We start from the raw sequence: 20,947 nt of genomic DNA, 5'->3' as shown, positions 1-20,947 counted from the left end.
TGGTGTGTGGCGGGGGGGGCCGGGGGTCCGTGTCCCCGTGGGGCGGCGCGGGGGCCCCCCCCGCTTCGTTCATGCCGCTGGATCGCGTCCGGACTAGCCCACAGCGACCTCGCGCAACGACGCCATGTCGATCACGAACCGGTACTTCACGTCATTGGCCTGCATGCGCTGGAAGGCCGAGTTGATGTCGCGCGCATCCACCATTTCGCAGCTCGGCAGCACGTTGTGCTCGGCGCAGAAGTCGAGCAGTTCCTGCGTCGCGGGCAGGCCGCCGATCAGCGATCCAGAGATCGACCGGTTGTTCATCACCAGCAGCGCGCCATGGATGGGCTCCAGCGGCTCCAGCGCGCCGACCAGTACCAGCACGCCGTCACGTCCGAGCAGCATCAGGTAGGGATTGACGTTGTGCTTCGTCGGGATGGTGTCGAGGATAAAGTCGAAGCGGTTGGCCGCGGCCTGCATGGCCTTGGGGTCCTTCGACAGCAGCACGTCGGTGGCACCGAGCGCGCGGGCATCGTCGGCCTTGCTCGCGGAAGTCGTGACCACCGTGACTTCGGCGCCCAGCGCGACTGCGAGCTTGACCGCCATGTGGCCGAGGCCGCCGAGGCCGACCACCGCGACCTTCGAACCCTTGGCCACGCCGTGGCGACGCAGCGGCGTCCAGACGGTGATGCCGGCGCACAGCAGCGGGCCGGCGTACCTCGTGTCGAGCGCGTCCGGCACGCGCAGCACGAACTTTTCGCGCACGACAATGCTTTCCGAGTAGCCGCCATGGGTGAGCGCGCCGGTATGGCGGTCCTTGCCGTTGTAGGTGGCGGTCAGGCCCTTGCTGCAGTTCTGTTCGTGGCCGTCATCACAGGACGGGCAGTCCTGGCAACTGTCGACCATGCAGCCGACGGCGACGCGGTCGCCGATCTTGTGGCGGGTGACCTGGGGACCGACTGCGGTGACATGGCCGACGATCTCGTGGCCCGGTACGCAGGGATAGACGGTGCTGCCCCAGTCGTTGTTGACGGCGTGTGCATCGGAGTGGCAGATGCCGCAGTAGTCGATGGCGATGGCGACATCGTCGGCGCGCAGCGCGCGGCGCTCGATGTGCATGGGGGTGAGGTCGGCGTGCGCTTCGCAGGCGCCGTAGGCTTTGCAGGTGGTCATGGAGAAGGTACTCGTAGAGCAGGGATGGGGAGTCCGGCCGGCGATGGTCCGGCCGGACCCGATGCAGGGGCTACAGCTCGATGTTCGGCCGCATCCACGGTGCCGGCGACGTCTCGGGCGAGGCGATCTGGTTCGAGATCCACTTGCCCATGCGGCGCAGCGGCTCGATCGCATCCTGCGGCGCGGCCCACTTCATGGCGGCCGCGTAGCCGAGCGAAACGATGCGTTGTGCGCCATATAGCGGCAGCTTGTCCTTCAGTTCGTCCTTGATGCTTTCCGGGTAGATACCAACCGTCTGCGTGTAGGCGTCGACCGCGGCCATCACCTCGTCCAGCGAGTCGACCGGCACGAGGTTGGCGGTGCGGTCATCGAGACGCGCCGCGAACGACACCGGCTCCGGGATCTGCGAGCAGATGATCGCGCCCTCGCCATCCTGTCCGCCGATGACCCGGTACCACTCGTCGTCGAGCCGCAGGGCGTCGACCTCGGCCTTCAGGCCGTGGTCATAGCGCTTGGGCGCGGTGGACAGCGTGTTGGGCAGGCCGAGCATGGCGTCGTAGACGTAGCGGCCGAATGTGTTCAGCTTCTCCAGGCCGTCGTCGTCCGTGCCGCTCTGCACATAGACCACGCGGGCACAGACACAGCCCTTCTGGTTCAGCGCGCCGATGTCGCTCGCCAGCCGCTGGGCCGCTTCGCGCATCGTCGCCTCGCTGGCGAAGGTGCCGTGGCCGATGATGCTGGCACTGCGCTTGGGGTCGAGCGAGATCAGCTCCAGGCCCGGCTGGATGTACCGCGTGACGTGCTTCATCGAGGCGAAGCCGCCCCACGCCACGATCTTCTCGATGTTCTGCGGCTGGTACAGGCGCTCCTCGAACGCCTGGTCGCCGCCCTTCCAGTAGGCCACGCTCAGGTGGCGGGTGAGCGGGTGGTCCGGCGCCATGTCGATCATCGTGCGGGCGATGGCCAGCGCGGTGAACGGGTCATTCGACGGTGCCTTGATGATGGCGTCGCTGCGCAGCACCATGTTGCGGATGATGGTCAGCAGCGAGAGGCTCGGCGCATTACCCGCGACGATGTGCAGCGCGCGCGCGCCGAAGCAGCGTACTTCCAGGTCGGTGCCGTCGATCAGTTTCTGGTGCACCCAGCCTTCGAGGTACCTGATGCCCACCGTGCTCTCCACGGCCTCGGTGATCGCCTCGCGCGTCAGCATGTGGCGCAGGCCCACGTAGGTCCCCTTGACCATGGTCGGCGTCACCGGCGCGGTGTGGTACGACAGCGCGCAGGCTTCCTGCAGGTGCGCGTTGGTGGCGAAGTCCAGGCGTTCGCCGAGTGCCTCGGCGTAGTCGAGAATGTCGTCGAAGCTCAGCTGGTACAGGTCGGCAAGGCGAGCCGGATTGCCCAGCGGCAGCCTGTCGAGGTACTTGCGGGCGTCCGGCGTGAGAAAGGTGAGGTCGCCGCCTCGGCCGCCGACTTCGATCAGGTTGTCGGTGATGACGTTGCCGCGGATGACCATCGGCGCGATGGGGTGAGTCATGTTGTCAAACCTCGGATTCATTGTTCAACGGTGTTCAGGAAATCCATCGCCTCGCGGTGCGAGCCTTCGGTAGCGGCGCAGGTGATCTTGTCGTCGCCGCCGTTCTTCTCGCTGTAGCGCTGGATGCTGCCGCCCACGACATAGCGGCTCGGGCGGCCGCAGGCGCAGGGCTTGTCCCATTCGACGGTGACTTCGTCACCGGTGATGAAGCCGCCCCAGTGAATGTCCGCGCCCAGGTCGTAGAAGGCGGCGCGGCCGGTGACGGTGCCCTGGCGCGGCAGCGGCAGGCTGGTCTCGGGATCGAGCACGAACGGGATCACGGTGGGCGTGAAGTGGAAATTGCCGTGCTCGCAGCGCGGGTTCGAGCCGCTCACAAGTTCCGACATGGCGTAGGTCTCGTTCAGCCGGCTGACGCCCGTGAAGCGCATCACGTCCTCGCGCCAGCCATCGGGCTGCACCACGCCCTTGGCGCCGCCGGTGGTGGTGATGAAGGAGTCCGGATGGAACACGCCTTGCAGGCCGCGCTCCAGTCCGGCCTTCGCCATGCCGTGCAGCAGGTTCCACGTGGCGCCGATGTACACGCGCTTGCCGCGCAGCGTTGTTGCCATGTCGTCGAAGAAGTTGGCGAGGTACTGCGGCATTTCGGCCTGCAGCGCGTCGAATTCCTTCTTCTTGCGCAGCAGCTCGGGACTGATCTCGATGCGGTCGAGCGTGCCGTTGGCGTGCGCGGCGCGCAGCTTGGCGCCCAGGTGCAGCACGTCGGTCGAGAGCTCGCCGGGATAGGCGGCATGGAAGTTGTCCTCGCGCGGCAGCAGCGCGCGGATCAGGAACTCGTTGGCACGCACGTGGCTCAGGTTGCCCTTGCGGAAATAGGGATAGACGCTGTGGAGGTCCGGGTCGGCCATGTCGGGGCCGTCCTGCTTCCAGACGAACAGCTTGCGGATCGACACGGCCTTCTCCCACTCGCGCGCGCTGGCGGGCAGGAAGGAGACGGTCCCGGACGTGCCGGACGTATGCGTGATCCGCAGGTCGGGAACGGCGGCGTGCATGGCGTCGAACCAGTCGTCGAGGCCCTGGCAGCCGCTGACATCAGCGGCGGCGATGCGCTCGGCCATGTCGGGCGCAACCAGCTTGCCCAGCCACTTGTTGATCTGGTCGAAGCGTTTCTTCTCCAGCAGCGAAGGCGGATACGATTTGAACACCGTGTGCTCGAACAGCAGCGGCACCACGTCGTGCAGGCTGTCGATCCGCGTGATGTCCTGCGCGTCGGCAAGCTTCTTCAGTACGGGCACGCGGTCGCGCAGGCTGGCGAAGCGGCGTTTCAGGGCTTCGAGCTGGATGGCATCGACTGCAGCGCGCGGCAGGTGTTGCCACGCCTGCACGCTGTGATTGGCAAGTGCCGCCGGGTCGTTCAGCAGCAGTTGGACTTTTTTCTCTGTAGAGACTTCCGCAGGGGACATGGGCAAGACTCGCTGGCTGGATTGGGAATGCGACAAGGGAGCGGAGGCGTCCGTGAACCGGGCAGGCACCCCAGTGGTTTGTCGGCAGGTCAGTATAGGAGCGGGAAATGCGTTTCCGTCTCCGGATTCCGCAGTGGGGTTCCGCGTTGCAACTATATGAATTGAAAGGAAAATTGACCTTCGGTTGCAGGGCGGCTCTGTCTTTCCGCGGGCTATGTGACGGACACGGTCGGCATGGCGAAGGACGTCCGCCAAGAGAGGGGAAGGCATGGCGGAAATGCAGGCAAGCTGAACAGCTTGCCTCATACCGATCGGGTATCGGCACGTCCTGCTTTTCCCTCAACGCCTCTGGTTGCCGGCCATGACATCCCGCAGAAATCCCAGCTCCGCAGACACCTTGCAGATCGCATTGCCGGCCAGGCCGCGCAAGCGCCCCCGGCAGGAGCGCTCGGTGCTGCTCGTGGATGCGCTCAAGAAGGCCGGATGGCAGATACTGGAGAAGGAAGGACGCGACGCGCTGACGCTGGAGCGGCTGTCCTTGCGCTCGGGCGTTGCCGTCAGCTCGATCTACGAGTACTTTCCGACGATGGAGTCACTCGTTGTCGCGATCTTCGATGATTTTCGGGCCGAGGCGCGCCGGAGACTGGTCGAAGAACTGCAGGCGCTGCCGCCATCCACGAAGCTGTTCGATGGCATCATGCTTCTGCTCAGCATTGGCATCCCGATGCTGCACAAGTGGGTCCGGCTGGACCGGGAACTGTTCGTGAAGTCATCGCACTACGATGAGTTGGTGAGGCTGGACCTGGTGAAGCCCGAGCAGTACTGGACGTCCATGGCGACGGACGCGCTGATGGAGAGATTTCCCGATGAAGTGCGGGTCCAGGACCGTGCCAAGGCGAGGTTTCTCGCGTTTCATACCATTCTGGCATTGCCCCGCGCGATGGCTCTCATGAGGCCGGAGTACCAGAACGACGAAGACACTCAGATGCTGATGGGGTGCATGCTACATGGGTTGCTAACGGCCCCTGTTTGAGACGACATGCCTGCGTCGCGCGTTCTTATAACCGGCTTGCCATCAGCTTTCGCCGCGAACCGGATTCCGTGTTGGCTGCAAAGACCTGAGGTCTTTTATCTTCTTCAGGTTCGAGCCTTCACCTTCACAGACGCCGGCTCGTTATAAAGCCGTTTGCATCAGCGTGCCGATCTCGTCCGAGCCGTGGCACATTTCGTTTGCGGGGCTGATCGAAGACGGAAGGTCGGCGATGCCAATCGGTGCAAATCCCAGACGCGCAAAATAGCCCGACGCAGTCGTGGTCTGCAGCACCATCGTCTCGATACCTTGCTGCCGGGCATCGGCAACGATAGCGGAAAGCAGGAGTTCCCCCAGCCCAGCCGATCTTGCGCGTTGCGCAACGGCGAGCGCGCGAAGCACGCCCGTCGTTTCGTGTCGCTCCATACCCACGCAGCCGAGCAGTCCCGACTTGTCGCGAGCAATCATGTACTGTGTGATGTGGTCGTGGCGTCCCTCGGCGGACAGGCTGGAAGCACGCAAGAGGGCTTCGATATCCGGCCAGTCCGCTTCAGTCGCATAGTATGGACGCATGATGCACCCCTTCCGACAAATGCGCCCTTTAATGCTACGTTTGTCGCGCTTGTTCCGCCTGTAGGGATTGCTCTTAGGTAGATTTGCTAGCCTTGCCGATCATGGCATGGCTGAAGCCGGTGACGTGCCGCAGCCAGATCGACCAGCATCTTCCTGTACCGCCGCTCCTCTCCCAGCGTGCGGCACAGCAAGCGCAGCACCAGCACCTGCAGATGGGGCGAGTATCCCTTTCCCTGAACATCGCGGATATGGCCGATTTGCCACTGGATATCGGCGCGCAGTTTTTCGATCTCGCGATCGAGCCATTCGAATTCCGATGTCTCGTGCTGGGTTCGACCGGATTCGCCCTCGTTACCCGCGGTGGGGCGTGTCTCTCCCATGTCGTTCTCCGGTAGGCGGATACACCGGGCAACGCATCAACCGTTCCGAGCCCCAAGCCAGGCGTCGCGGCATGCTCTTTGCACAAGCGTTCCACATAGATCCCACAAGCGAGTGATTGCCATGGCGCCAGGGAAGCCCCCGGGCTGCTTGCGCGGCAAAGGCTCACCCCGGCGGGATGTTGGGCCAGGGCCGAAGCGTTTGCGTCGTGGCCGGTGCGCAGGCGTGCATCGTCTTGAATATCACGTCTGTACGACCTACAAGCCGGCGAAAAAAGGATGGGCCGGCGCACGCCGGGCGCTCGTTCCGACCGCCGCGAACAGCAGGAGATAGACATGGAAACGCACAACGTTCACATCGTCCCGACCCGGAATAACGGATGGGCTGTCGCGGTGGAGGGCACCGACGGCGCGACTTCGCATTACCCGTCACAGGAAGAAGCGATCGCCGCGGGTTCGGTCAAGGCCAGGCAGGACAAGGTCGAGCTGGTCATTCATGGCGCCGACGGCGCGGTGCAGCTGGCGCCAGTGGCCCCTGGCGCACGCCGGCCGTCAGACAAAACCTGATAGCTGCACGGCGCCGCGTGCGCGCAGTTGCGGCGCTCGCGTCGATCACGACTCCATGCGCCCTAGCAGCAGCGCCGGGGCGGCGGCGTGCGCCACGCCGCCCTATCGGTTGTTCTGATCGGCCAGGATTTCCAGCATCAGCGCCCGGTGTTGTCGCGTCACCGCGACCGAGCTGCGGAGCACCGCGAGGAGCTTGCGTGCCAGCTCGGTGTCATGCCCGTCGTCCTGCAACGCCCTGACCAGCGCGATCTGGCGCCGAACGCGCTCGCGTCCATCCCTGACATGCCGATCCGCCACTTCGAGTTCCCGGACTTCGTGTTCAATATCGAACATGGTGACTCTCCGCGACAGCCTTCCTCCTAATGATAGTGCTCTCCAACCCTCACAATGGATCAGGGACAGCTCGATGTACCCGAGGCGACATGGCGCGGCCAGTGCCTAGCGCCGGACCAGTGCCACGACGTAGCTGCAGGGTTTTTTTCCCGGGTTGAAGAAGGTGCATGGCGCGGGCGGCCCGAGTTGCAGGCAGTCGCCCGCCTGAAGTTCGTGCGTGATCGCGCCTTCCTCGAACACCAGCGCGCCATGGCGCACCCAGATTTGCTGATGCATGAACGTGAACGCGGATGACGGATACGAAACGCGCGCGTTCGGGGGCAAAGTGACCTCTACCAGTTCAAGCAGGCTGCCGCTGCGCGGCGAGACCGCACGCCGGGTGTAGCCGGTCTCGGGATCGGTCCAGACCGGCTGGTCCGCGGCACGGCTCAGGCGCTCGCCAGCCTGCTCGGCCAGCGCGAGCAGCATGGAAAGCGGCAGGCCGAACGCGCCGGACAGTTTTCCCAGCACGGTCGCGGTGGGACTCGCTTCGCCGCGCTCGATCTTGCTGATCATGGCCTTCGACACGCCGGAGCGTTCCGCAAGTTCCGATAACGACCACTCGCGCGCTTCGCGCTCGATGCGCACACGCGTGGAGATGGCAAAGGTGGGGTCCGGTGGTGCTGGGTTCACAGGCATATGGTGTGATGGCATGACCGCTCGGATGCGCGATCGCCAGTGTGTTTTCAATATCCACTATAGTGGACGGTAGGCTATCATACGAGAAACTGATTTGGAGAGGCGCAATGAAGATTCGCGACGCAAGCCCTGACGACATGCCTGCGGTCACGGTGATCTACAACGATGCCGTGGCCAATACGACGGCCATCTGGAACGAGATTCCGGTCGATACGGCGAATCGCGTCGAATGGCTTGCCGCACGCCGGAAGTCGGGCTATCCCGTGCTGGTCGCGGTCGATGACGATGCCGGCGTGGTCGGCTATGCGTCCTTCGGCGACTGGCGCGCGTTCGACGGTTACCGGCACACCGTGGAGCATTCCGTTTATGTTCGCTCGGACCAGCGGCGCAAGGGCATCGCCGAAGCGCTCATGTCGGCGCTGATCGAGCGCGCGCGCGATCTCGGCAAGCACGTCATGGTGGCCGCTATCGAGGCGCAGAACGCCAGTTCAATTCGCCTGCATGAAAAGCTTGGCTTCACGCAGGTCGGTTTGATGCCGGAGGTGGGGACCAAGTTCGGCAAATGGCTGGATCTTGCCTTCCTGCAGATCGTGCTGGACCAGCGGTCGGATCCCGATGGGGCCGTCAAGGCGTAAGGACGCCGCGGCGCATGCCTCGGCGCACCCTGATCGATCCATGCGGCGGCGTGGAATTTATGCCTGTTCGCCATCAGGACTGAAGCCTATATTGCTCTGACGGGCCGGCGCACGGGGCGCTGGCCGACGCAGTGCATGGAAAGGACGTCGCTCATGGATCTGAACCTGACAGGCAAGCTCGCACTGGTGAGCGGCAGCACCGCTGGCATCGGCCTGGCCATCGCCAGCACGCTGGCCCGGGAGGGCGCGCGCGTGATCGTGAACGGGCGCTCCCAGTCATCCGTCGATGACGTGGTCGCATTGCTGAAATCGGAGACAGCTAGCGACGTGATGGGCTTTGCGGGCGATCTCAGTACGGCCGCCTCGGCCGATGCGCTCGCGCAACGCTATCCGGATGTGGAGATCCTGGTCAACAACCTGGGCATCTTCGAGCCCAAGCCGTTCGAAGACATCCCGGACGCGGACTGGCAGCGTTTCTTCGATGTCAACGTCCTGAGCGGGGTACGCCTCGCCCGCCTGTTCCTGCCGGCAATGAGACAGGCCAACTGGGGGCGCATCATCTTCATCTCGAGCGAAAGCGGGGTCCAGATTCCAGCCGAGATGATCCACTACGGGATGACCAAGACCGCGCAGCTTGCGGTCTCGCGCGGACTCGCCGAAGCCGTCGCCGGCACGGGCATCACCGTCAACTGTGTCCTGCCGGGGCCGACGAAATCGCGCGGCGTGGGCGAATTCGTCGAGAACCTTGCCAAGGCCGACGGCAAATCGTTTGAAGCGGTCGAACAGGAATTCTTCGAGAAGGTCCGCCCCACATCGCTCATCAAGCGCTTTGGTTCGCCGCAGGAAGTCGCATCCCTCGTCGCCTATCTCGCCAGTCCGCTCTCATCGGCCACGACCGGCGCTGCATTGCGGGCCGATGGCGGCGTCATCAAGAGCGCCTTCTAGACGACGCCGGCCTGGCGCCAGGCGGGCTAGGCCAGCGCGTCTTGCATGGCATTCAACCCGTCGATCGCCTGCTTCAATTCAGCCTTCAACTGGCTGACCAGTTCGGCAGCGGGCAGTTGCCGCGCCAGCGCAGCTGCCTGGCCCGCCCATTGCGCGGCGTAGTCGCTGTTGCCTTTCGCCTTGGCCGCCGCATGCAAAGCCTTGCCGGCATCGTAGGTGTTCGGATAATCGGGGATGGCCGGGGCATCGGGGGCCGCGCCGAGTTCGGTGAGGCGGTTGCTGAAGCCGCGTGCCGCGCGGCCCGAAATGGCGCGGGTCAGCGTGGTCGAGCGCGCGGGTTGCGCCGAGAAGGCGGCGCGGTAGGCCGCGTCGGCCGCGGATTCCATGCACCCGACAAACGCCGTGCCCAGTTGCGCGGCCTGGGCGCCGAGCGCCAGCACCGCGGCAATGCCCGCACCGTCCATGATGCCGCCGGCGGCGATCACGGGCGGGCGCGTGTGCCGGGCCAGGACGCGCACAAGCGCCAGCGTGCCGAGACCTTCGTCGTAGCCGGCCGGATCAAAGACGCCGCGGTGGCCGCCGGCCTCGATGCCCTGCGCGACGATCGCGTCGATGCCCGCGGCTTCGATCCGCCGCGCCTCCTGCAACGACGTGGCGCTGGCCAGCAGCACGATGCCCGCCGCATGCAGCGCATCGATCGTCTGCTGCGCGGGCAGGCCGAAGTGGAAGCTCACCACCGCCGGCTTCTCTTCCAGCAACATCCGGAACATGGCGTCGTCGCCGACAAAGGTCTTGTAGATTTCGCGCAGGCTTGCCGGGGGCGTCGCGCCGTACTCGGCGAAGCGCGGCGCCAGGTAGTCGAGCCACGCCCGCTCGCGCGCGGCATTGGCTACTGCGGGGACATGGCAGAACACGTTGATGTTGAATGGCTTGCCGGTCAGCGCGCGCGTCTCGCGAATGGCCTTGCGCGCGCCGTCGGCATCCATGGCGCCGACGCCGAGCGAGCCGAGTCCGCCCGCCTCCGACACGGCAGCGGCCATGGCCGGAGTGCTGACGCCGGCCATCGGCGCCTGGATGATCGGCGTGGCGATACCGAGCAGCGCAAGCAGGCTGCGGCCATTGCCGGAACGTGTTGTGGTGTCCATGACGGTGATTCCCTGTTGAGGTCGGGTGATGGGTGCAGAGCCTGCGCGCCGGGCGTTGCCGCCGGCGCCCCGGCTCAGGTATGGCGCAACTCGCGCACGAACGCTTCGTAGGCCGAGGTCGTGAAGCCGGCGCGCTTGACCAGGAAGGTGTGCGCGTAGCGGACGGGTACGGTCTGGAATTCGTGGGCATGGGGGTACATCGCCAGCAGCGAACGCGGCACGATCGCCACGGCCGATCCCCCGCTGACGTAGGCCAGGATCGCGTGATACGACGGCAGTTCCACCACCGACAGCCTGCGGCGCAGGTCTTCGCCGCCTTGCTCCAGCCAGTCTTCGGCACAGCGGCGATAGGTGCAGCCCTTCGAGAACGCCGCAAGATGCCGCAGTGTCACGTCCTGCGGGCCGCGTGCCTTCGTGTGCGTGCCGGGCAGGACCAGGACCAGCTCTTCGGTCCGCAGGAAGATGCCTTCCAGGCCTTCGCCAAGTTCCGCCATGTCGACGTAGGACGGCGCGCCGGTACCCGGATGGGCGATCACGGCGCAGTCCAGGCGATGGCTCAGCACGGCATCGACCAGGTAGCCCGTGGTACCCGTGGCCAGGTTCAGCTCCACGTCCGGCCACGCGGCATGGAAACGGCCCAGCGGCGCGGGCAGGAAGGTCGCGGCGGAACTCTCCATGGAGCCGACGCGCAGCGTGCCGCTAGGCGCGCTCAGGCGCATGGATTGCCGTGCTTCCTCGGCCAGCGCCAGCATCTGCTCCGCATAGCCGAGCAGGCGGTGCCCTTCCGGCGTCAGGAGCATCTTCCGGCTGTCGCGCTGGAACAGGGTGACGCCAAGGCTTTCCTCCAGCTGCTTGACGCGGGTGGTGACATTGGACTGGACGCGCTCAAGCGCCCTGGCCGCCCGGGTGATGCTCTGTTCGCGCGCAACGGCCCGAAAGATTTCCAGTTCTGCGAGTTCCACGTTTTCCGACGGCACGCTTTACCGTGTCGTTCTCAAAATCAGAATGAAAGTATTTTTAGTATTGTGAACAGAGAACTATATGTCAAGCACGGAACGGTAACGCGGACCCGGAATCCGGCCCCGGCGGTCTTTCTTGTATGCGCCTGTATCAGGGCCGTGGCGCGATACAGCTTCTGACAGAAGGACATGCCGCACGCTACAGGCGAGATACGCCGCTCACCTTAAATACGTTCCGTGGCAGCAGCGAACGACAACAACAAGCGGCTTCGCAGCGGCCCGACTATCCAGGCAATCTCTTAAGGAAGCCAATCATGCGTACTCAACTTATCCAGCGTCTTGCTCTCGCCGCCACGCTCGTCGCCGCCGCAGCCGGCGCCCAGGCCGCCGGAATGTCCTACCAGGGCGCGGCCGACCCGTACACGTCGGGATCCCGTTCGGTGCAATCGGCGCCGAGCCCCTTCACCGATGGCGCCCGCGACGTGCTGTCCCCGCGCGACCCCTACGGCGAAGGGGCCCGCACCGTGCAGGACCAGCGCGAGCCCTATACCGACGGGGCGCGCACGCTCGCCGGCATGGACCGCAGCGGAGTCTCCGCGCCGCCGGCGCGCCAGGCCGACCCGTACCTGGATGGTGCCTACGCCTGATCAGGCCCGAGTCCGGCGGGCCATCACGGCAGGCGGCGATCTGCGCGACGGATCCCCCCCTGCCGGAAGCACCCGCGTCAACCGCGTGCAACGGAATGACGCGTTCCCCCAATAGGCACGAACACCGGACAGCAAAGGCAGGTCAGACAGGGCTACGCACCTCCCGGTGCCTGTGCCCGCTCAATGGAAGTCTCTGTCGAACTGACCCTGCGCATCGGCTGCCTACCTGAAACATCGCAAAACACGAACTCGATACACACATTACAAGCGCTGAGGATTCCATCATGACCAAGATCGAAAACGTGCTGTACACCGGCAAGACCCACACCACGGGCGGACGCGACGGCGCGTCGCGCAGCAGCGACGGGCGCCTGGATATCCGGCTATCGCCTCCCGGCAGTACCGGCAGCGGCACGAACCCCGAGCAGTTGTTCGCCGCGGGCTGGTCGGCCTGCTTTATCGGCGCAATGGGAAAGGCAGCAAGCGCGCTGAAGGTCAGGCTTCCGTCCGACGTGGCCGTCGATGCCGAAGTGGATCTTGGCATGACCGGCGACGCCTACTTCCTGCAGGCGCGGCTCCATGTCAGCCTGCCGGGGATTCCCGCGGACACTGCCCAGGAACTGGTGGAGAAGGCGCACCAGACCTGCCCATACTCCAAGGCGACACGCGGCAATATCGATGTCGTGATCAACGTCGCCTGAACCGCAAGGGTTGCGGACAGGCGCGCCTGGCTGCGCGCCGGGCGGTGCCCCGCCGCGCCGCTATTGCCTATTCGTCGAACGGCTGCTTGCCGAGCACGCTGACCACATGATCGACAAAGCATGTGATGCGCGACGCCAGCGCCGTGTTGCGGTAGTAGACCGCGTTGATCGACTGCCGCACATCCAGCGTCTGCCTGCCGAACAGCGGCACCAGCCGGCCGCTCTGGCGATCGTCGCGCGTCATGAAATCCGACAGGCACACGATACCCAGCCCGGCCAGCGCCAGGCTCCTGAGCGTTTCGCCGCTCGATGAGCCGATGGCGGGCTTGATGTGCACGATGCTGCCGTCATCGTCGCGCAGCGGCCAGTCATTCAGGGAATCCGGCTGGCTGAAACCGAGCAGCGCATGTTGCGCGAGCTGTGCCGCCCGGGTCGGCGTGCCGTGGCGCTTCAGGTATTCGGGGCTGGCCAGCACACGCACGCGGCTGGTGCCGATCGGCCGCGCATGCAGCGTCGAGTCCTTGAGCGAGCCGATGCGGAAGGCCACGTCGGTCCGCTTCTCGATCAGGTCGATGATGCCTTCGGTCGAGTGCAGTTCCAGTTCCACCTCGGGGAAGCGTTCGCGGAATCCTTCCACCAGCGGCACCAGCACATGGAGCATGAACGGCGTCGCCGCATCGACGCGCAGGCGGCCCACGGGCCGCATGCGGCGTGCCGCCATCTGCTCTTCCGCTTCGTCGACCATGGCGAGGATGGCGCGCGCATGGGCCAGGAACGAAGCGCCTTCTTCGGTCAGTTCCAGGCGCCGCGTGGTCCGGCGCAGCAGCGTGGTCTGCAGCTTTTCTTCGAGGCGGCTCAGCGTGCGGCTGGTCGCCGACACCGTCAGGTCCAGCTGTTCGGCCGCCGCGGTGATCGAGCCCGTATCCACGACGGCCGCAAAGGCCAGCAGTTCGTCGATGGTCGTTTTCATTGTTGATTTCAAATCAAAGGAATTTGACTTATACACGGCTTAATTTGCAAGTGTAAAGCCGGCAAACTGCATCCATCGCAAGTTTCCCCTTGCCCCTGTACCAGGAGTTATCCCATGAGCATTCCTTCGTTTGGTGTCGGCACGTTCCGCCTGACCGGCCAGGCCGCTGTCGATTCCGTGCGCAACGCGCTGGACGTGGGCTATCGCGCCGTTGATACCGCGCAGATTTATGAGAACGAGGCCGACGTCGGCAAGGCAATTGCCGAAGGTGGCGTGAATCGCGATGCGCTGTTCCTCACCACCAAGATCTGGACTGCCAACTACGCTGCCGACAAGCTGGTGCCGAGCCTGCGCGAGAGCCTGGACAAGCTGCGCACCGACCATGTCGACCTCACGCTGATCCACTGGCCGGCCCCGGGCAACGGCGTGCCGCTGCGCGAGACCATGGAAGCGCTGGCCGCGGCGAAGTCGCTGGGCCTCACGCGCCAGATCGGCATCTCGAACTTCAATATCGCACTGACCCGGCAGGCCATCGACGTGGTCGGCAAGGGCGAGATCGCGACCAACCAGATCGAGCTGAGCCCGTACCTGCAGAGCCGCAAGCTCACCGCGTTCCTGCAGGAGCAGGGCATCGCCGTGACTTCATACATGACGCTGGCCTACGGCAAGGTGCTGAAGGATCCGGTCCTCGCAGGCATTGCGGCGAAGCACGATGCCACCGTGGCGCAGGTGGCGCTGGCCTGGGCACTGCAGCTTGGCTACGCGGTGATTCCTTCGTCGACGAAGCGCGAGAACCTGGCCAGCAACCTGCTGGCGCGCGACCTGAAGCTCGATGCCGACGACATGGCGCAGATCGCCGCGCTCGAACGCAACGGCCGCGAGGTCAGCCCCGAGGGCCTGGCCCCGGTGTGGGACTGAGGGAGGCGGTGATGTCCACGATCTCCATGAATTCCATGAACTCCATGAACTCCGATACGCGCCACCCGCTGTTAGAGCCCCATTCGCTCGGCAACCTGACGCTGCCGAACCGCATCGTGATGCCGCCGATGACGCGCTCGCGCGCCAGCCAGCCCGGCGACGTGCCCAATGCGCTGATGGCCGAGTACTACGCGCAGCGTGCCGGGGCCGGCCTGATCGTCAGCGAGGGCACCTGGGTTTCGCCGCTCGGCAAGGGCTATGCATGGACGCCGGGCATCCACACGCCGGCGCAGGTCGAAGGCTGGCGCGAGGTGACCAGCGCCGTGCATGCGGCGGGCGGACGCATCTTCGCGCAGCTCTGGCATGTGGGGCGGCTTAGCCACGTCAGCCTGCTTGACGGACAAGCGCCGGTGTCCTCGTCGGCGATCCAGGCGAAGGGCGTCAACGTGTTCGTGTCCGGGCAGGACGGCACGCCCGGCTTCGTGCAGGCATCCCAGCCGCGTGCGCTGACGGTCGAAGACATCCACGGCATCGTCGATGAATTCCGTCAGGCCGCGCGCAACGCGATGGCGGCGGGGTTCGACGGTGTCGAACTGCACGCGGCCAACGGCTACCTCGTCAACCAGTTCATTGATTCGGGCGCCAACGACCGGACCGATGAATATGGTGGCTCGCTCGAGAACCGCCTGCGCTTCCTGCGCGAAGTGGCACAGGCGCTGATCGAAGGCACCGGCAGCAAGGACCGCGTCGGCATCCGGCTGGCGCCGCTGACCACGCTCAACGGCTGCGTCGACGCCGATCCGGAGACGACTTATACCGCTGCCGCGCAGATGCTCGGCGAGATCGGCATGGGCTACATCCATATCGCCGAAGCCGACTGGGACGACGCGCCGCACATGCCCGTCGCCTTCAAGCAGCGGCTGCGCCAGGTCTATCCGGGCACGCTGATCTACGCGGGCCAGTACACCGCGGAACGCGCTCGCGCCGCGCTGGACGAGGGCTGGGCCGACCTGATTGCGTTCGGCCGTCCGTTCGTCGCCAACCCGGACCTGCCGGAGCGCCTGCGCACCGGTGCCACGCTGACCCCGCATGACCGCGACACGCTGTTTGGCGGCGATGCGCGCGGCCTGACCGACTATCCGCGCTTGAGCGCCAAGGCAGCCTGAGATGACCAGCCAGATTCAACCCGGCAAGCCGCCGTTCGCCGGCCGCAGGTTCCGCGTCGACTACGATGGACTCTCCGCGCACAACACCTATGCCGAAGACGGGCAGTCGATCCGCTATGCGATCGTCTCCGGCCCGTATGCGGGCGCCAGCGGGGAATCGCGCTGCGAATGGCGCGAGATTGCCGAGGGCGTCTATGCGATCTCGTGGCAGGAAGCCGACGGCGCGACCGTGGTCCATGTCGACGACTTCATCCACGGCCGGTCCATGGCGTTCTTCACGGCGTCCGACCAGACGTTCTACCGGATGCAGGGACCTTTGACGGCGCTGGCGGGCACCGACGCCTGAGCCGCGCTCCACGATCCCTTCAAACCTGGTCGCCGCCGCCGCGCCGTTGCCCGGCCTGGCATAGCGGTAACCAAGCCCCGGCTGCCACGCCGGGGCTTTTGCATTCGACATTTCATCTTGCCGCGAACCTTCTTCGCGTGGGACGGTGCAAAGATTCGTCATACGTTGTAGCTGCCCACGCCCCTGCCGGCGCGGGGGGCTGATCCGACAACCGCCGAATCCGCTACGCCATGATGCCCGCCGACCCGCTGCAAGCTGTCACCCATCCCGATCCCTATCCCTACTACCGCGCGCTGGCTGCGCGGCGGCCGTTCGGCTTCGATGAACGGCTGGGGCTATGGGTTGCCGCAGGGCCGGCTGAAGTCGCCGCCGTGCTGGCGCATGCCGATTGCCGCGTGCGTCCGGCGGCGCAGCCCGTGCCGCCCGCACTGGCCGGCTCTGCGGCCGGAGAGCTGTTCGGTCGCCTGATCCGCATGAACGATGGCGCGGCCCATGCGCCGCTCAAGGCCATCCTGCTGCAACAGATGGCGGCCATCGACACCGATGCCGCCATGGCGCGTGCGGCCACGCTGGCCGCCGCGCTCGATGCGGAGCCCGGCATGGCACCCGACACCGGCGCCGCCGTCAATCGGTGGATGTTCACGCTGCCCGTCATCACCGTGGCCGACCTGCTCGGCTTGCCGGTGCGCGCAGGCACCGATGCCATGGCCGTGTCATCGCGCGTGGCTGCCTACGCCGCGGCGCAGTCGCCGCTAGCCACGGCGGATGATGCCGCGGCCGGTGCCGGCGCGGCGCGCTGGCTGGGGCAATGGCTGCAGGCCGCCATGGATGCACAATCTCGATCCGATACGCCGGGCTTGCTGCCGGCGTTGCGACAGGCCGCACAAGGCGAAGACATCGCCCCGGAAGCTGTAGCCGCCAATGCCATCGGCCTGATGGTCCAGGCGTGCGAGGCCACGGCCGGGCTGGCGGGCAATATGCTGCTTCGCCTGGGCCGCATCGGCACGGCCGTGGGCAACCTGCCTGAACTGGCCGCGCGCGTGGCACGAGACGATCCTCCTGTGCAAAATACACGCCGCTTCCTGGCGGCTGACGCGCACCTGTGCGGTGTGCCGGTCAAGGCGGGCGATGCCGTGCTCGTGCTGCTTGCTGCGGCCTCTTGCTCAACACCTGGCGATGCCGGTGGCCGAGCGTGGACGTTCGGCGCGGGCCGCCACGCCTGCCCCGGCGACACGCTGGCACAGGCGCTTGCGGCGGCGACGGTCGACGTCCTGCTCGCGCGGGGCGCGCAGCCGGCCGCGCTGGCGCGGGCGTTCCGCTACCGGCCTTCGCACAACGCGCGCATTCCGCATTTCGATTGAAACCGGGGATGTCGCCAATCCCCCGATTCCCCAATCCCCCGATCCCTTCCACAAAGAGACCTCCGCCATGATCGCCGTCATTTTCGAAGTCGAGCCCGCACCGGGCCGCAAGGACACCTATCTCGACATCGCCGCGAAGCTGCGGCCGACGCTGGAGGCCATCGACGGCTTTATCTCGGTCGAGCGCTTCCAGAGCCTGACCACGCCGGGCAAGATCCTGTCGCTGTCGTTCTTCCGCGATGAGGCGGCGGTCATGGCATGGCGCAATACCGAGGAGCACCGCCAGGCCCAGGCGGCGGGGCGCGGCGGGGTGTTCTCGGGCTACCGGCTGCGCGTGGCGCGGGTGCTGCGCGACTACGGGCTCGACGAGCGCGAGCAGGCACCGGCCGACAGCCGCGCGGTCCATGACCACGCGGCACGCTGACCGGGGAGCGCATATGTCGATGTCCCTGCCTGTTGCCGAGATGGCCTTTATCGGCCTCACCTTCCTGTTGGCCGGCTTCGTGAAAGGCGTGGTCGGCCTGGGCCTGCCGACCGTGGCCGTGGGCCTGCTGGGCCTGGTGATGCCGCCGGCGCAGGCCGCGGCGCTGCTGGTGGCGCCGTCGATGGTGACCAACGTGGTGCAGCTGTTCAGCGGCCCGCGCTTCGGGCAGTTGCTGCGCCGGCTGTGGCCGATGCTGGTGGCGATCTGCGCCGGGACCTGGCTGTGCGCCGCGCTGGTGCCGGCGCACATGATGACGCATGCCACTGCGGCGCTGGGCGTGGCGCTGGTGCTGTATGCGCTGGTCGGGCTGGCCTCGGCCAGGCTCCATGTGCCGCCGTGCGCGCAGCGGTGGCTCGGGCCGCTGGCCGGGTTTGTCACGGGGGCCATCACCGCGGTGACGGGCGTGTTCGTGATCCCGGCCGTGCCTTACCTGCAAGGCCTGGGGCTCGACAAGGAGAGCATGGTGCAGGCGCTGGGCCTGTCGTTCACCGTTTCCACCCTCGCGCTGGCGATCAGTCTTGCCATGGGCGGTTCGTTGCTGCACCTGCCCGTGCTGGGCGCTTCGGTGCTGGCGCTGGTGCCGGCGCTCGGCGGCATGTTCATCGGCCAGTGGCTGCGCAATCGCATCAGCGCCGAGCGCTTCCGCCGCCTGTTCTTCTGCGGACTGCTGGTGCTCGGCGGCGAGCTGGCGTGGCGCGGCCTGTGAAGTCCCGGCCCGTGTTCGCGGGTGACATCAAAGCCTGACACAATCGACCCGTCAACGGAATCCGGACGGGAGGCCAGTCACATGGGACGCCGCGGCAGCAGCACGGCAACGCTATGGAAGTCGCTGGGCAAGACCGCCACGCGCCAGGCGCGGCGCATGGGGCGCGAGATGACCCGGGCGCTGAACAAGACGGTGACGCAGCCGATGACCGATGCCATCGTGCGCAACGCCGTGAAGCAGTCTTCGGCCGTCGCCAAGGCCACCCAGCGCGCGTTGTCGGGCGTGGCATCGCCCGTGCCGGAACCGCGGAGCCGCGGCAGCGGGCGCTGGGAGGCCGGCACCGGCGGCGTGGGTCCGCTTGCGCAGCGCCACTATCGGATCTTCATTCCCGCAGGCCTGTCGGCGAGGCAGCGCGCGCCCATGCTGGTGCTGCTGCACGGCTGCGGCCAGGACACGGCCAGCTTTGCTGCGGTCACGCGCGCGGCCGTGGCGGCGCGCGAGGCGGGCTGCGTGGTGCTGTTGCCCGAGCAGTCGTCGCAGGCCAACGCGCAACGCTGCTGGAACTGGTTCCGTCCCACCACGCGTGGCGCCGCCGAGGCGGCGCTGCTGATGGCCATGATCGACCAGGTCTGCGAACGTTATCCGGTGCGCCCGGAGCGCGTCAGCGTGATGGGCCTGTCCGCTGGCGGCGCCATGGCGATGATGCTGGGCCTGCGCTATCCGCAGCGCTTTGTCGCCATCGGCTCGCATTCGGGGGCGGTCCCCTACAGCGCCGGCAACGCGGCCCAGGCTGCCGCGGCCATGCGCGGCAGCCGCGCGCCCGACGCCGCGGCGCGCCGGGCCATGCGCCTGTGGCTGGCCGGCCGGCGCCTGCCGCCGTTGTTGCTGTTGCATGGCGACGCGGATGCCGTGGTGACTTTCGACAATGCCATGACCGCCGCGCGCTTGTGGCTGGACCTGTTGCCTGAACCGTCGGGGCAACTGGCCGTGCCGCCCGCGCGCCGCGTGCAGCGCGGGCAGCGGCTGCCGGCCGAGGTGTCCGACTGGATCGTCGAAGGCGAAATTTGCGTGCGGCTCGTCAGGATCGAGGGCCTCGGGCATGCATGGAGCGGCGGGCCGGCGGCACAGGCGTTCTCGGACCCGCGCGGGCCGGATGCGCTGAAGATTGCATTGCGCTTCTTCGCTGACCGATGACCGTGCTGGTGCGGCCACGCGGGCAATCGCCTATTCCAGCTTGCCGGGCTCGATCACGACATCGCTGACCGGGCAGGCGACGCAAGGCAGGATCCAGCCGTCATCCTTCTCATCCGGGCTCAGCCCCGGCCATTCGATGCGATAGCGGATGGCGCCCGCATGCAGCCGGCTGGCGCATGCGCGACAGGTGCCGTTGCGGCACGAGTTGGGCAGTGCCAGGCCGTCGAGCAGCGCGGCCTCGAGCAGGCTCAGGCCCGCTGGCGCGGCAAAGGTGACGCCGGCAGGCAGCACGCGCGCGGTGAACTCGGCCTGCTCGTCCACCGGGACGGTGCCGGTTTCAGTCCGGAGCGCTGTCATCGTCAGTCTGCGGAAATTGTGCCCGCCCGTGCGTGGCGTCACGCAAGGCCGCCAGCGCCGCGTCGCGCTGCGTGGCGGGGAGGCGGATCACCAGCCGTGCCAGCGCGCCGTAGGCGGTGTCGGCCAGCGTGCAGCCGTCCTGCGCGGACTGGTCCAGCCAGCGGCGCACGCGCGGCTCGTCGGCGTAGTCGACTTCCACCGTCAGTTCGGCGTAGGCAATGCGCTCGATCCGTTCCGCGGACTTCAGCGCCGCGGCAATCGCATCGGTGTAGGCGCGCACCAGTCCGCCGGCACCGAGCTTGACGCCGCCGTAGTAGCGCACCACAGCCGCCAGCACGCCATCCAGGTCATGGTGGCGCAACACCTCCAGGATCGGCCGTCCGGCCGTGCCGGAGGGTTCGCCGTCATCCGACATGCCTGACTGCCCGCCGGCCAGCAGCGCCCAGCACACATGCGTGGCGGTCGGGTGCTGCGCGCGCAGCGACTGCAGCACGGCCATGGCGGCGTCGCGGTCCGGGACGGGAATCGCCAGGGCAAGGAAGCGGCTCTTGCGGATCTCGAGTTCGGCTTCGACCTGGGCGGCGAGGGTATAGGTGGGCAAGCGGAATCTGCCAGGCGGCACGTGGCGTGCGCGGGAACGGAAAGAGCGGAAGTTTACCGCAGCCCGGGCATCGGGCCGGGCCGCGACGGCCTTGTGGTTCATCGT

The 20,947-nt window shown here is 66.7% G+C and carries 25 protein-coding genes; 13 read left to right on the top strand and 12 right to left on the bottom strand.

The features are described 5' to 3' along the window. Nucleotides 1-93: 93 nt before the first annotated feature. The 3 genes from AC3FKH_RS24205 to AC3FKH_RS24195 all read right to left on the bottom strand — a co-directional run bounded on the left by AC3FKH_RS24205 (nt 94) and on the right by AC3FKH_RS24195 (nt 4,149). Nucleotides 94-1,155, bottom strand: a complete 1,062-nt coding sequence (locus AC3FKH_RS24205; protein ID WP_488678322.1) for an NAD(P)-dependent alcohol dehydrogenase — start codon at nt 1,153-1,155, stop codon at nt 94-96. Between the two features lie 70 nt (nt 1,156-1,225). Next, nucleotides 1,226-2,689: an acyl-CoA reductase gene (locus AC3FKH_RS24200; RefSeq protein WP_488678321.1), complete on the bottom strand. Its 1,464-nt coding sequence runs from the start codon at nt 2,687-2,689 to the stop codon at nt 1,226-1,228. A gap of 17 nt (nt 2,690-2,706) precedes the next feature. Next, nucleotides 2,707-4,149 (bottom strand): hypothetical protein, encoded by a 1,443-nt coding sequence (locus tag AC3FKH_RS24195; RefSeq protein ID WP_488678320.1) that lies wholly within the window; start codon nt 4,147-4,149, stop codon nt 2,707-2,709. 397 nt (nt 4,150-4,546) lie between these two features. On the opposite strand from AC3FKH_RS24195, the gene AC3FKH_RS24190 reads away from it, so the two are divergent. Further along, nucleotides 4,547-5,182: a TetR/AcrR family transcriptional regulator gene (locus AC3FKH_RS24190; protein ID WP_488678319.1), complete on the top strand. Its 636-nt coding sequence runs from the start codon at nt 4,547-4,549 to the stop codon at nt 5,180-5,182. Between the two features lie 141 nt (nt 5,183-5,323). Here AC3FKH_RS24190 and AC3FKH_RS24185 read toward each other — a convergent pair whose 3' ends face one another. Beyond that, complete coding sequence (locus tag AC3FKH_RS24185; RefSeq protein ID WP_488678318.1) at nt 5,324-5,752, bottom strand: GNAT family N-acetyltransferase; 429 nt, start codon at nt 5,750-5,752, stop codon at nt 5,324-5,326. An 86-nt stretch (nt 5,753-5,838) separates the two neighbouring features. After that, nucleotides 5,839-6,132 carry a hypothetical protein gene (locus AC3FKH_RS24180; protein ID WP_488678317.1) on the bottom strand — a complete coding sequence of 98 codons (294 nt, stop codon included), beginning with the start codon at nt 6,130-6,132 and terminating at the stop codon, nt 5,839-5,841. Between the two features lie 333 nt (nt 6,133-6,465). Between AC3FKH_RS24180 and AC3FKH_RS24175 the strand changes: the two genes are divergently transcribed. Further along, nucleotides 6,466-6,696, top strand: a complete 231-nt coding sequence (locus AC3FKH_RS24175; RefSeq protein WP_488678316.1) for a DUF2188 domain-containing protein — start codon at nt 6,466-6,468, stop codon at nt 6,694-6,696. 102 nt (nt 6,697-6,798) lie between these two features. Here the strand turns inward: AC3FKH_RS24175 and AC3FKH_RS24170 are convergent, their stop codons facing one another. After that, the gene (locus AC3FKH_RS24170; protein WP_488678315.1) at nt 6,799-7,029 is read right to left on the bottom strand and encodes a hypothetical protein; all 231 of its coding nucleotides are present in this window, start codon (nt 7,027-7,029) and stop codon (nt 6,799-6,801) included. 105 nt (nt 7,030-7,134) lie between these two features. Then, nucleotides 7,135-7,707 (bottom strand): helix-turn-helix domain-containing protein, encoded by a 573-nt coding sequence (locus AC3FKH_RS24165; RefSeq protein ID WP_488678314.1) that lies wholly within the window; start codon nt 7,705-7,707, stop codon nt 7,135-7,137. A 107-nt stretch (nt 7,708-7,814) separates the two neighbouring features. Between AC3FKH_RS24165 and AC3FKH_RS24160 the strand changes: the two genes are divergently transcribed. After that, entirely contained in the window at nt 7,815-8,342 is a 528-nt protein-coding gene (locus AC3FKH_RS24160; RefSeq protein ID WP_488678313.1) for a GNAT family N-acetyltransferase, read from the top strand. Nucleotides 8,343-8,495: 153 nt separating this feature from the next. Further along, the gene (locus AC3FKH_RS24155; RefSeq protein WP_488678312.1) at nt 8,496-9,287 is read left to right on the top strand and encodes an SDR family NAD(P)-dependent oxidoreductase; all 792 of its coding nucleotides are present in this window, start codon (nt 8,496-8,498) and stop codon (nt 9,285-9,287) included. A 26-nt stretch (nt 9,288-9,313) separates the two neighbouring features. On the opposite strand, the gene AC3FKH_RS24150 is transcribed toward AC3FKH_RS24155, so the two are convergent. Both AC3FKH_RS24150 and AC3FKH_RS24145 read right to left on the bottom strand, forming a co-directional pair. Then, nucleotides 9,314-10,432 carry an NAD(P)H-dependent flavin oxidoreductase gene (locus tag AC3FKH_RS24150; RefSeq protein ID WP_488678311.1) on the bottom strand — a complete coding sequence of 373 codons (1,119 nt, stop codon included), beginning with the start codon at nt 10,430-10,432 and terminating at the stop codon, nt 9,314-9,316. A gap of 74 nt (nt 10,433-10,506) precedes the next feature. Beyond that, on the bottom strand, nt 10,507-11,394 hold the full coding sequence (locus AC3FKH_RS24145) for a LysR family transcriptional regulator (RefSeq protein WP_488678310.1): 888 nt from the start codon (nt 11,392-11,394) through the stop codon (nt 10,507-10,509). A 311-nt stretch (nt 11,395-11,705) separates the two neighbouring features. On the opposite strand from AC3FKH_RS24145, the gene AC3FKH_RS24140 reads away from it, so the two are divergent. Together AC3FKH_RS24140 and AC3FKH_RS24135 are read left to right on the top strand one after the other, a co-directional pair. Continuing rightward, complete coding sequence (locus tag AC3FKH_RS24140; protein WP_488678309.1) at nt 11,706-12,038, top strand: hydroxyquinol 1,2-dioxygenase; 333 nt, start codon at nt 11,706-11,708, stop codon at nt 12,036-12,038. Nucleotides 12,039-12,322: 284 nt separating this feature from the next. Further along, entirely contained in the window at nt 12,323-12,739 is a 417-nt protein-coding gene (locus AC3FKH_RS24135; protein WP_488678308.1) for an organic hydroperoxide resistance protein, read from the top strand. 67 nt (nt 12,740-12,806) lie between these two features. On the opposite strand, the gene AC3FKH_RS24130 is transcribed toward AC3FKH_RS24135, so the two are convergent. Then, complete coding sequence (locus tag AC3FKH_RS24130) at nt 12,807-13,709, bottom strand: LysR substrate-binding domain-containing protein (protein ID WP_488678307.1); 903 nt, start codon at nt 13,707-13,709, stop codon at nt 12,807-12,809. Nucleotides 13,710-13,823: 114 nt separating this feature from the next. Here AC3FKH_RS24130 and dkgB point away from each other — a divergent pair, with 114 nt between their 5' ends. From dkgB to AC3FKH_RS24095, 7 genes are all read left to right on the top strand, one after another. After that, nucleotides 13,824-14,627: a 2,5-didehydrogluconate reductase DkgB gene (gene dkgB, locus AC3FKH_RS24125; protein WP_488678306.1), complete on the top strand. Its 804-nt coding sequence runs from the start codon at nt 13,824-13,826 to the stop codon at nt 14,625-14,627. A 44-nt stretch (nt 14,628-14,671) separates the two neighbouring features. Continuing rightward, a complete protein-coding gene (locus tag AC3FKH_RS24120) occupies nt 14,672-15,793 on the top strand; it encodes an alkene reductase (RefSeq protein ID WP_488678349.1) in 1,122 nt (373 codons plus the stop codon). 1 nt (nt 15,794) lies between these two features. After that, complete coding sequence (locus AC3FKH_RS24115) at nt 15,795-16,139, top strand: MoaF-related domain-containing protein (RefSeq protein WP_488678305.1); 345 nt, start codon at nt 15,795-15,797, stop codon at nt 16,137-16,139. Nucleotides 16,140-16,369: 230 nt separating this feature from the next. Then, nucleotides 16,370-17,500, top strand: coding sequence for a cytochrome P450 (locus tag AC3FKH_RS24110; protein WP_488678304.1), 1,131 nt, complete (start codon nt 16,370-16,372; stop codon nt 17,498-17,500). Between the two features lie 67 nt (nt 17,501-17,567). Next, the gene (locus AC3FKH_RS24105) at nt 17,568-17,924 is read left to right on the top strand and encodes an antibiotic biosynthesis monooxygenase family protein (RefSeq protein WP_488678303.1); all 357 of its coding nucleotides are present in this window, start codon (nt 17,568-17,570) and stop codon (nt 17,922-17,924) included. A gap of 19 nt (nt 17,925-17,943) precedes the next feature. Further along, on the top strand, nt 17,944-18,690 hold the full coding sequence (locus tag AC3FKH_RS24100) for a sulfite exporter TauE/SafE family protein (RefSeq protein ID WP_488678302.1): 747 nt from the start codon (nt 17,944-17,946) through the stop codon (nt 18,688-18,690). Between the two features lie 81 nt (nt 18,691-18,771). Continuing rightward, nucleotides 18,772-19,884, top strand: coding sequence for an extracellular catalytic domain type 1 short-chain-length polyhydroxyalkanoate depolymerase (locus AC3FKH_RS24095; RefSeq protein ID WP_488678301.1), 1,113 nt, complete (start codon nt 18,772-18,774; stop codon nt 19,882-19,884). A 30-nt stretch (nt 19,885-19,914) separates the two neighbouring features. Here the strand turns inward: AC3FKH_RS24095 and AC3FKH_RS24090 are convergent, their stop codons facing one another. Both AC3FKH_RS24090 and AC3FKH_RS24085 read right to left on the bottom strand, forming a co-directional pair. Further along, nucleotides 19,915-20,241 (bottom strand): 2Fe-2S iron-sulfur cluster-binding protein, encoded by a 327-nt coding sequence (locus tag AC3FKH_RS24090; protein ID WP_488678300.1) that lies wholly within the window; start codon nt 20,239-20,241, stop codon nt 19,915-19,917. Beyond that, entirely contained in the window at nt 20,222-20,842 is a 621-nt protein-coding gene (locus AC3FKH_RS24085; RefSeq protein WP_488678299.1) for an IMPACT family protein, read from the bottom strand. The genes AC3FKH_RS24090 and AC3FKH_RS24085 overlap by 20 nt, the downstream gene beginning before the upstream one ends. Nucleotides 20,843-20,947 lie beyond the last annotated feature (105 nt).

The organism is Cupriavidus sp. 21MJTG02-4, assembly GCF_057798975.1.
Note: the sequence above shows the minus strand (reverse complement) of the source record. Positions and strands in the feature narration are given on the sequence as shown.

What these genes read in the sequence shown, in the direction of transcription:
- AC3FKH_RS24205 (WP_488678322.1), bottom strand. Translation starts at nt 1,155, where the DNA reads ATGACCACCTGCAAAGCCTACGGCGCCTGCGAAGCGCACGCCGACCTC.
- AC3FKH_RS24200 (WP_488678321.1), bottom strand. Translation starts at nt 2,689, where the DNA reads ATGACTCACCCCATCGCGCCGATGGTCATCCGCGGCAACGTCATCACC.
- AC3FKH_RS24195 (WP_488678320.1), bottom strand. Translation starts at nt 4,149, where the DNA reads ATGTCCCCTGCGGAAGTCTCTACAGAGAAAAAAGTCCAACTGCTGCTG.
- AC3FKH_RS24185 (WP_488678318.1), bottom strand. Translation starts at nt 5,752, where the DNA reads ATGCGTCCATACTATGCGACTGAAGCGGACTGGCCGGATATCGAAGCC.
- AC3FKH_RS24180 (WP_488678317.1), bottom strand. Translation starts at nt 6,132, where the DNA reads ATGGGAGAGACACGCCCCACCGCGGGTAACGAGGGCGAATCCGGTCGA.
- AC3FKH_RS24175 (WP_488678316.1), top strand. Translation starts at nt 6,466, where the DNA reads ATGGAAACGCACAACGTTCACATCGTCCCGACCCGGAATAACGGATGG.
- AC3FKH_RS24170 (WP_488678315.1), bottom strand. Translation starts at nt 7,029, where the DNA reads ATGTTCGATATTGAACACGAAGTCCGGGAACTCGAAGTGGCGGATCGG.
- AC3FKH_RS24165 (WP_488678314.1), bottom strand. Translation starts at nt 7,707, where the DNA reads ATGCCTGTGAACCCAGCACCACCGGACCCCACCTTTGCCATCTCCACG.
- AC3FKH_RS24160 (WP_488678313.1), top strand. Translation starts at nt 7,815, where the DNA reads ATGAAGATTCGCGACGCAAGCCCTGACGACATGCCTGCGGTCACGGTG.
- AC3FKH_RS24155 (WP_488678312.1), top strand. Translation starts at nt 8,496, where the DNA reads ATGGATCTGAACCTGACAGGCAAGCTCGCACTGGTGAGCGGCAGCACC.
- AC3FKH_RS24150 (WP_488678311.1), bottom strand. Translation starts at nt 10,432, where the DNA reads ATGGACACCACAACACGTTCCGGCAATGGCCGCAGCCTGCTTGCGCTG.
- AC3FKH_RS24140 (WP_488678309.1), top strand. Translation starts at nt 11,706, where the DNA reads ATGCGTACTCAACTTATCCAGCGTCTTGCTCTCGCCGCCACGCTCGTC.
- AC3FKH_RS24135 (WP_488678308.1), top strand. Translation starts at nt 12,323, where the DNA reads ATGACCAAGATCGAAAACGTGCTGTACACCGGCAAGACCCACACCACG.
- AC3FKH_RS24130 (WP_488678307.1), bottom strand. Translation starts at nt 13,709, where the DNA reads ATGAAAACGACCATCGACGAACTGCTGGCCTTTGCGGCCGTCGTGGAT.
- dkgB (WP_488678306.1), top strand. Translation starts at nt 13,824, where the DNA reads ATGAGCATTCCTTCGTTTGGTGTCGGCACGTTCCGCCTGACCGGCCAG.
- AC3FKH_RS24120 (WP_488678349.1), top strand. Translation starts at nt 14,672, where the DNA reads ATGAACTCCGATACGCGCCACCCGCTGTTAGAGCCCCATTCGCTCGGC.
- AC3FKH_RS24115 (WP_488678305.1), top strand. Translation starts at nt 15,795, where the DNA reads ATGACCAGCCAGATTCAACCCGGCAAGCCGCCGTTCGCCGGCCGCAGG.
- AC3FKH_RS24110 (WP_488678304.1), top strand. Translation starts at nt 16,370, where the DNA reads ATGATGCCCGCCGACCCGCTGCAAGCTGTCACCCATCCCGATCCCTAT.
- AC3FKH_RS24105 (WP_488678303.1), top strand. Translation starts at nt 17,568, where the DNA reads ATGATCGCCGTCATTTTCGAAGTCGAGCCCGCACCGGGCCGCAAGGAC.
- AC3FKH_RS24100 (WP_488678302.1), top strand. Translation starts at nt 17,944, where the DNA reads ATGTCCCTGCCTGTTGCCGAGATGGCCTTTATCGGCCTCACCTTCCTG.
- AC3FKH_RS24095 (WP_488678301.1), top strand. Translation starts at nt 18,772, where the DNA reads ATGGGACGCCGCGGCAGCAGCACGGCAACGCTATGGAAGTCGCTGGGC.
- AC3FKH_RS24090 (WP_488678300.1), bottom strand. Translation starts at nt 20,241, where the DNA reads ATGACAGCGCTCCGGACTGAAACCGGCACCGTCCCGGTGGACGAGCAG.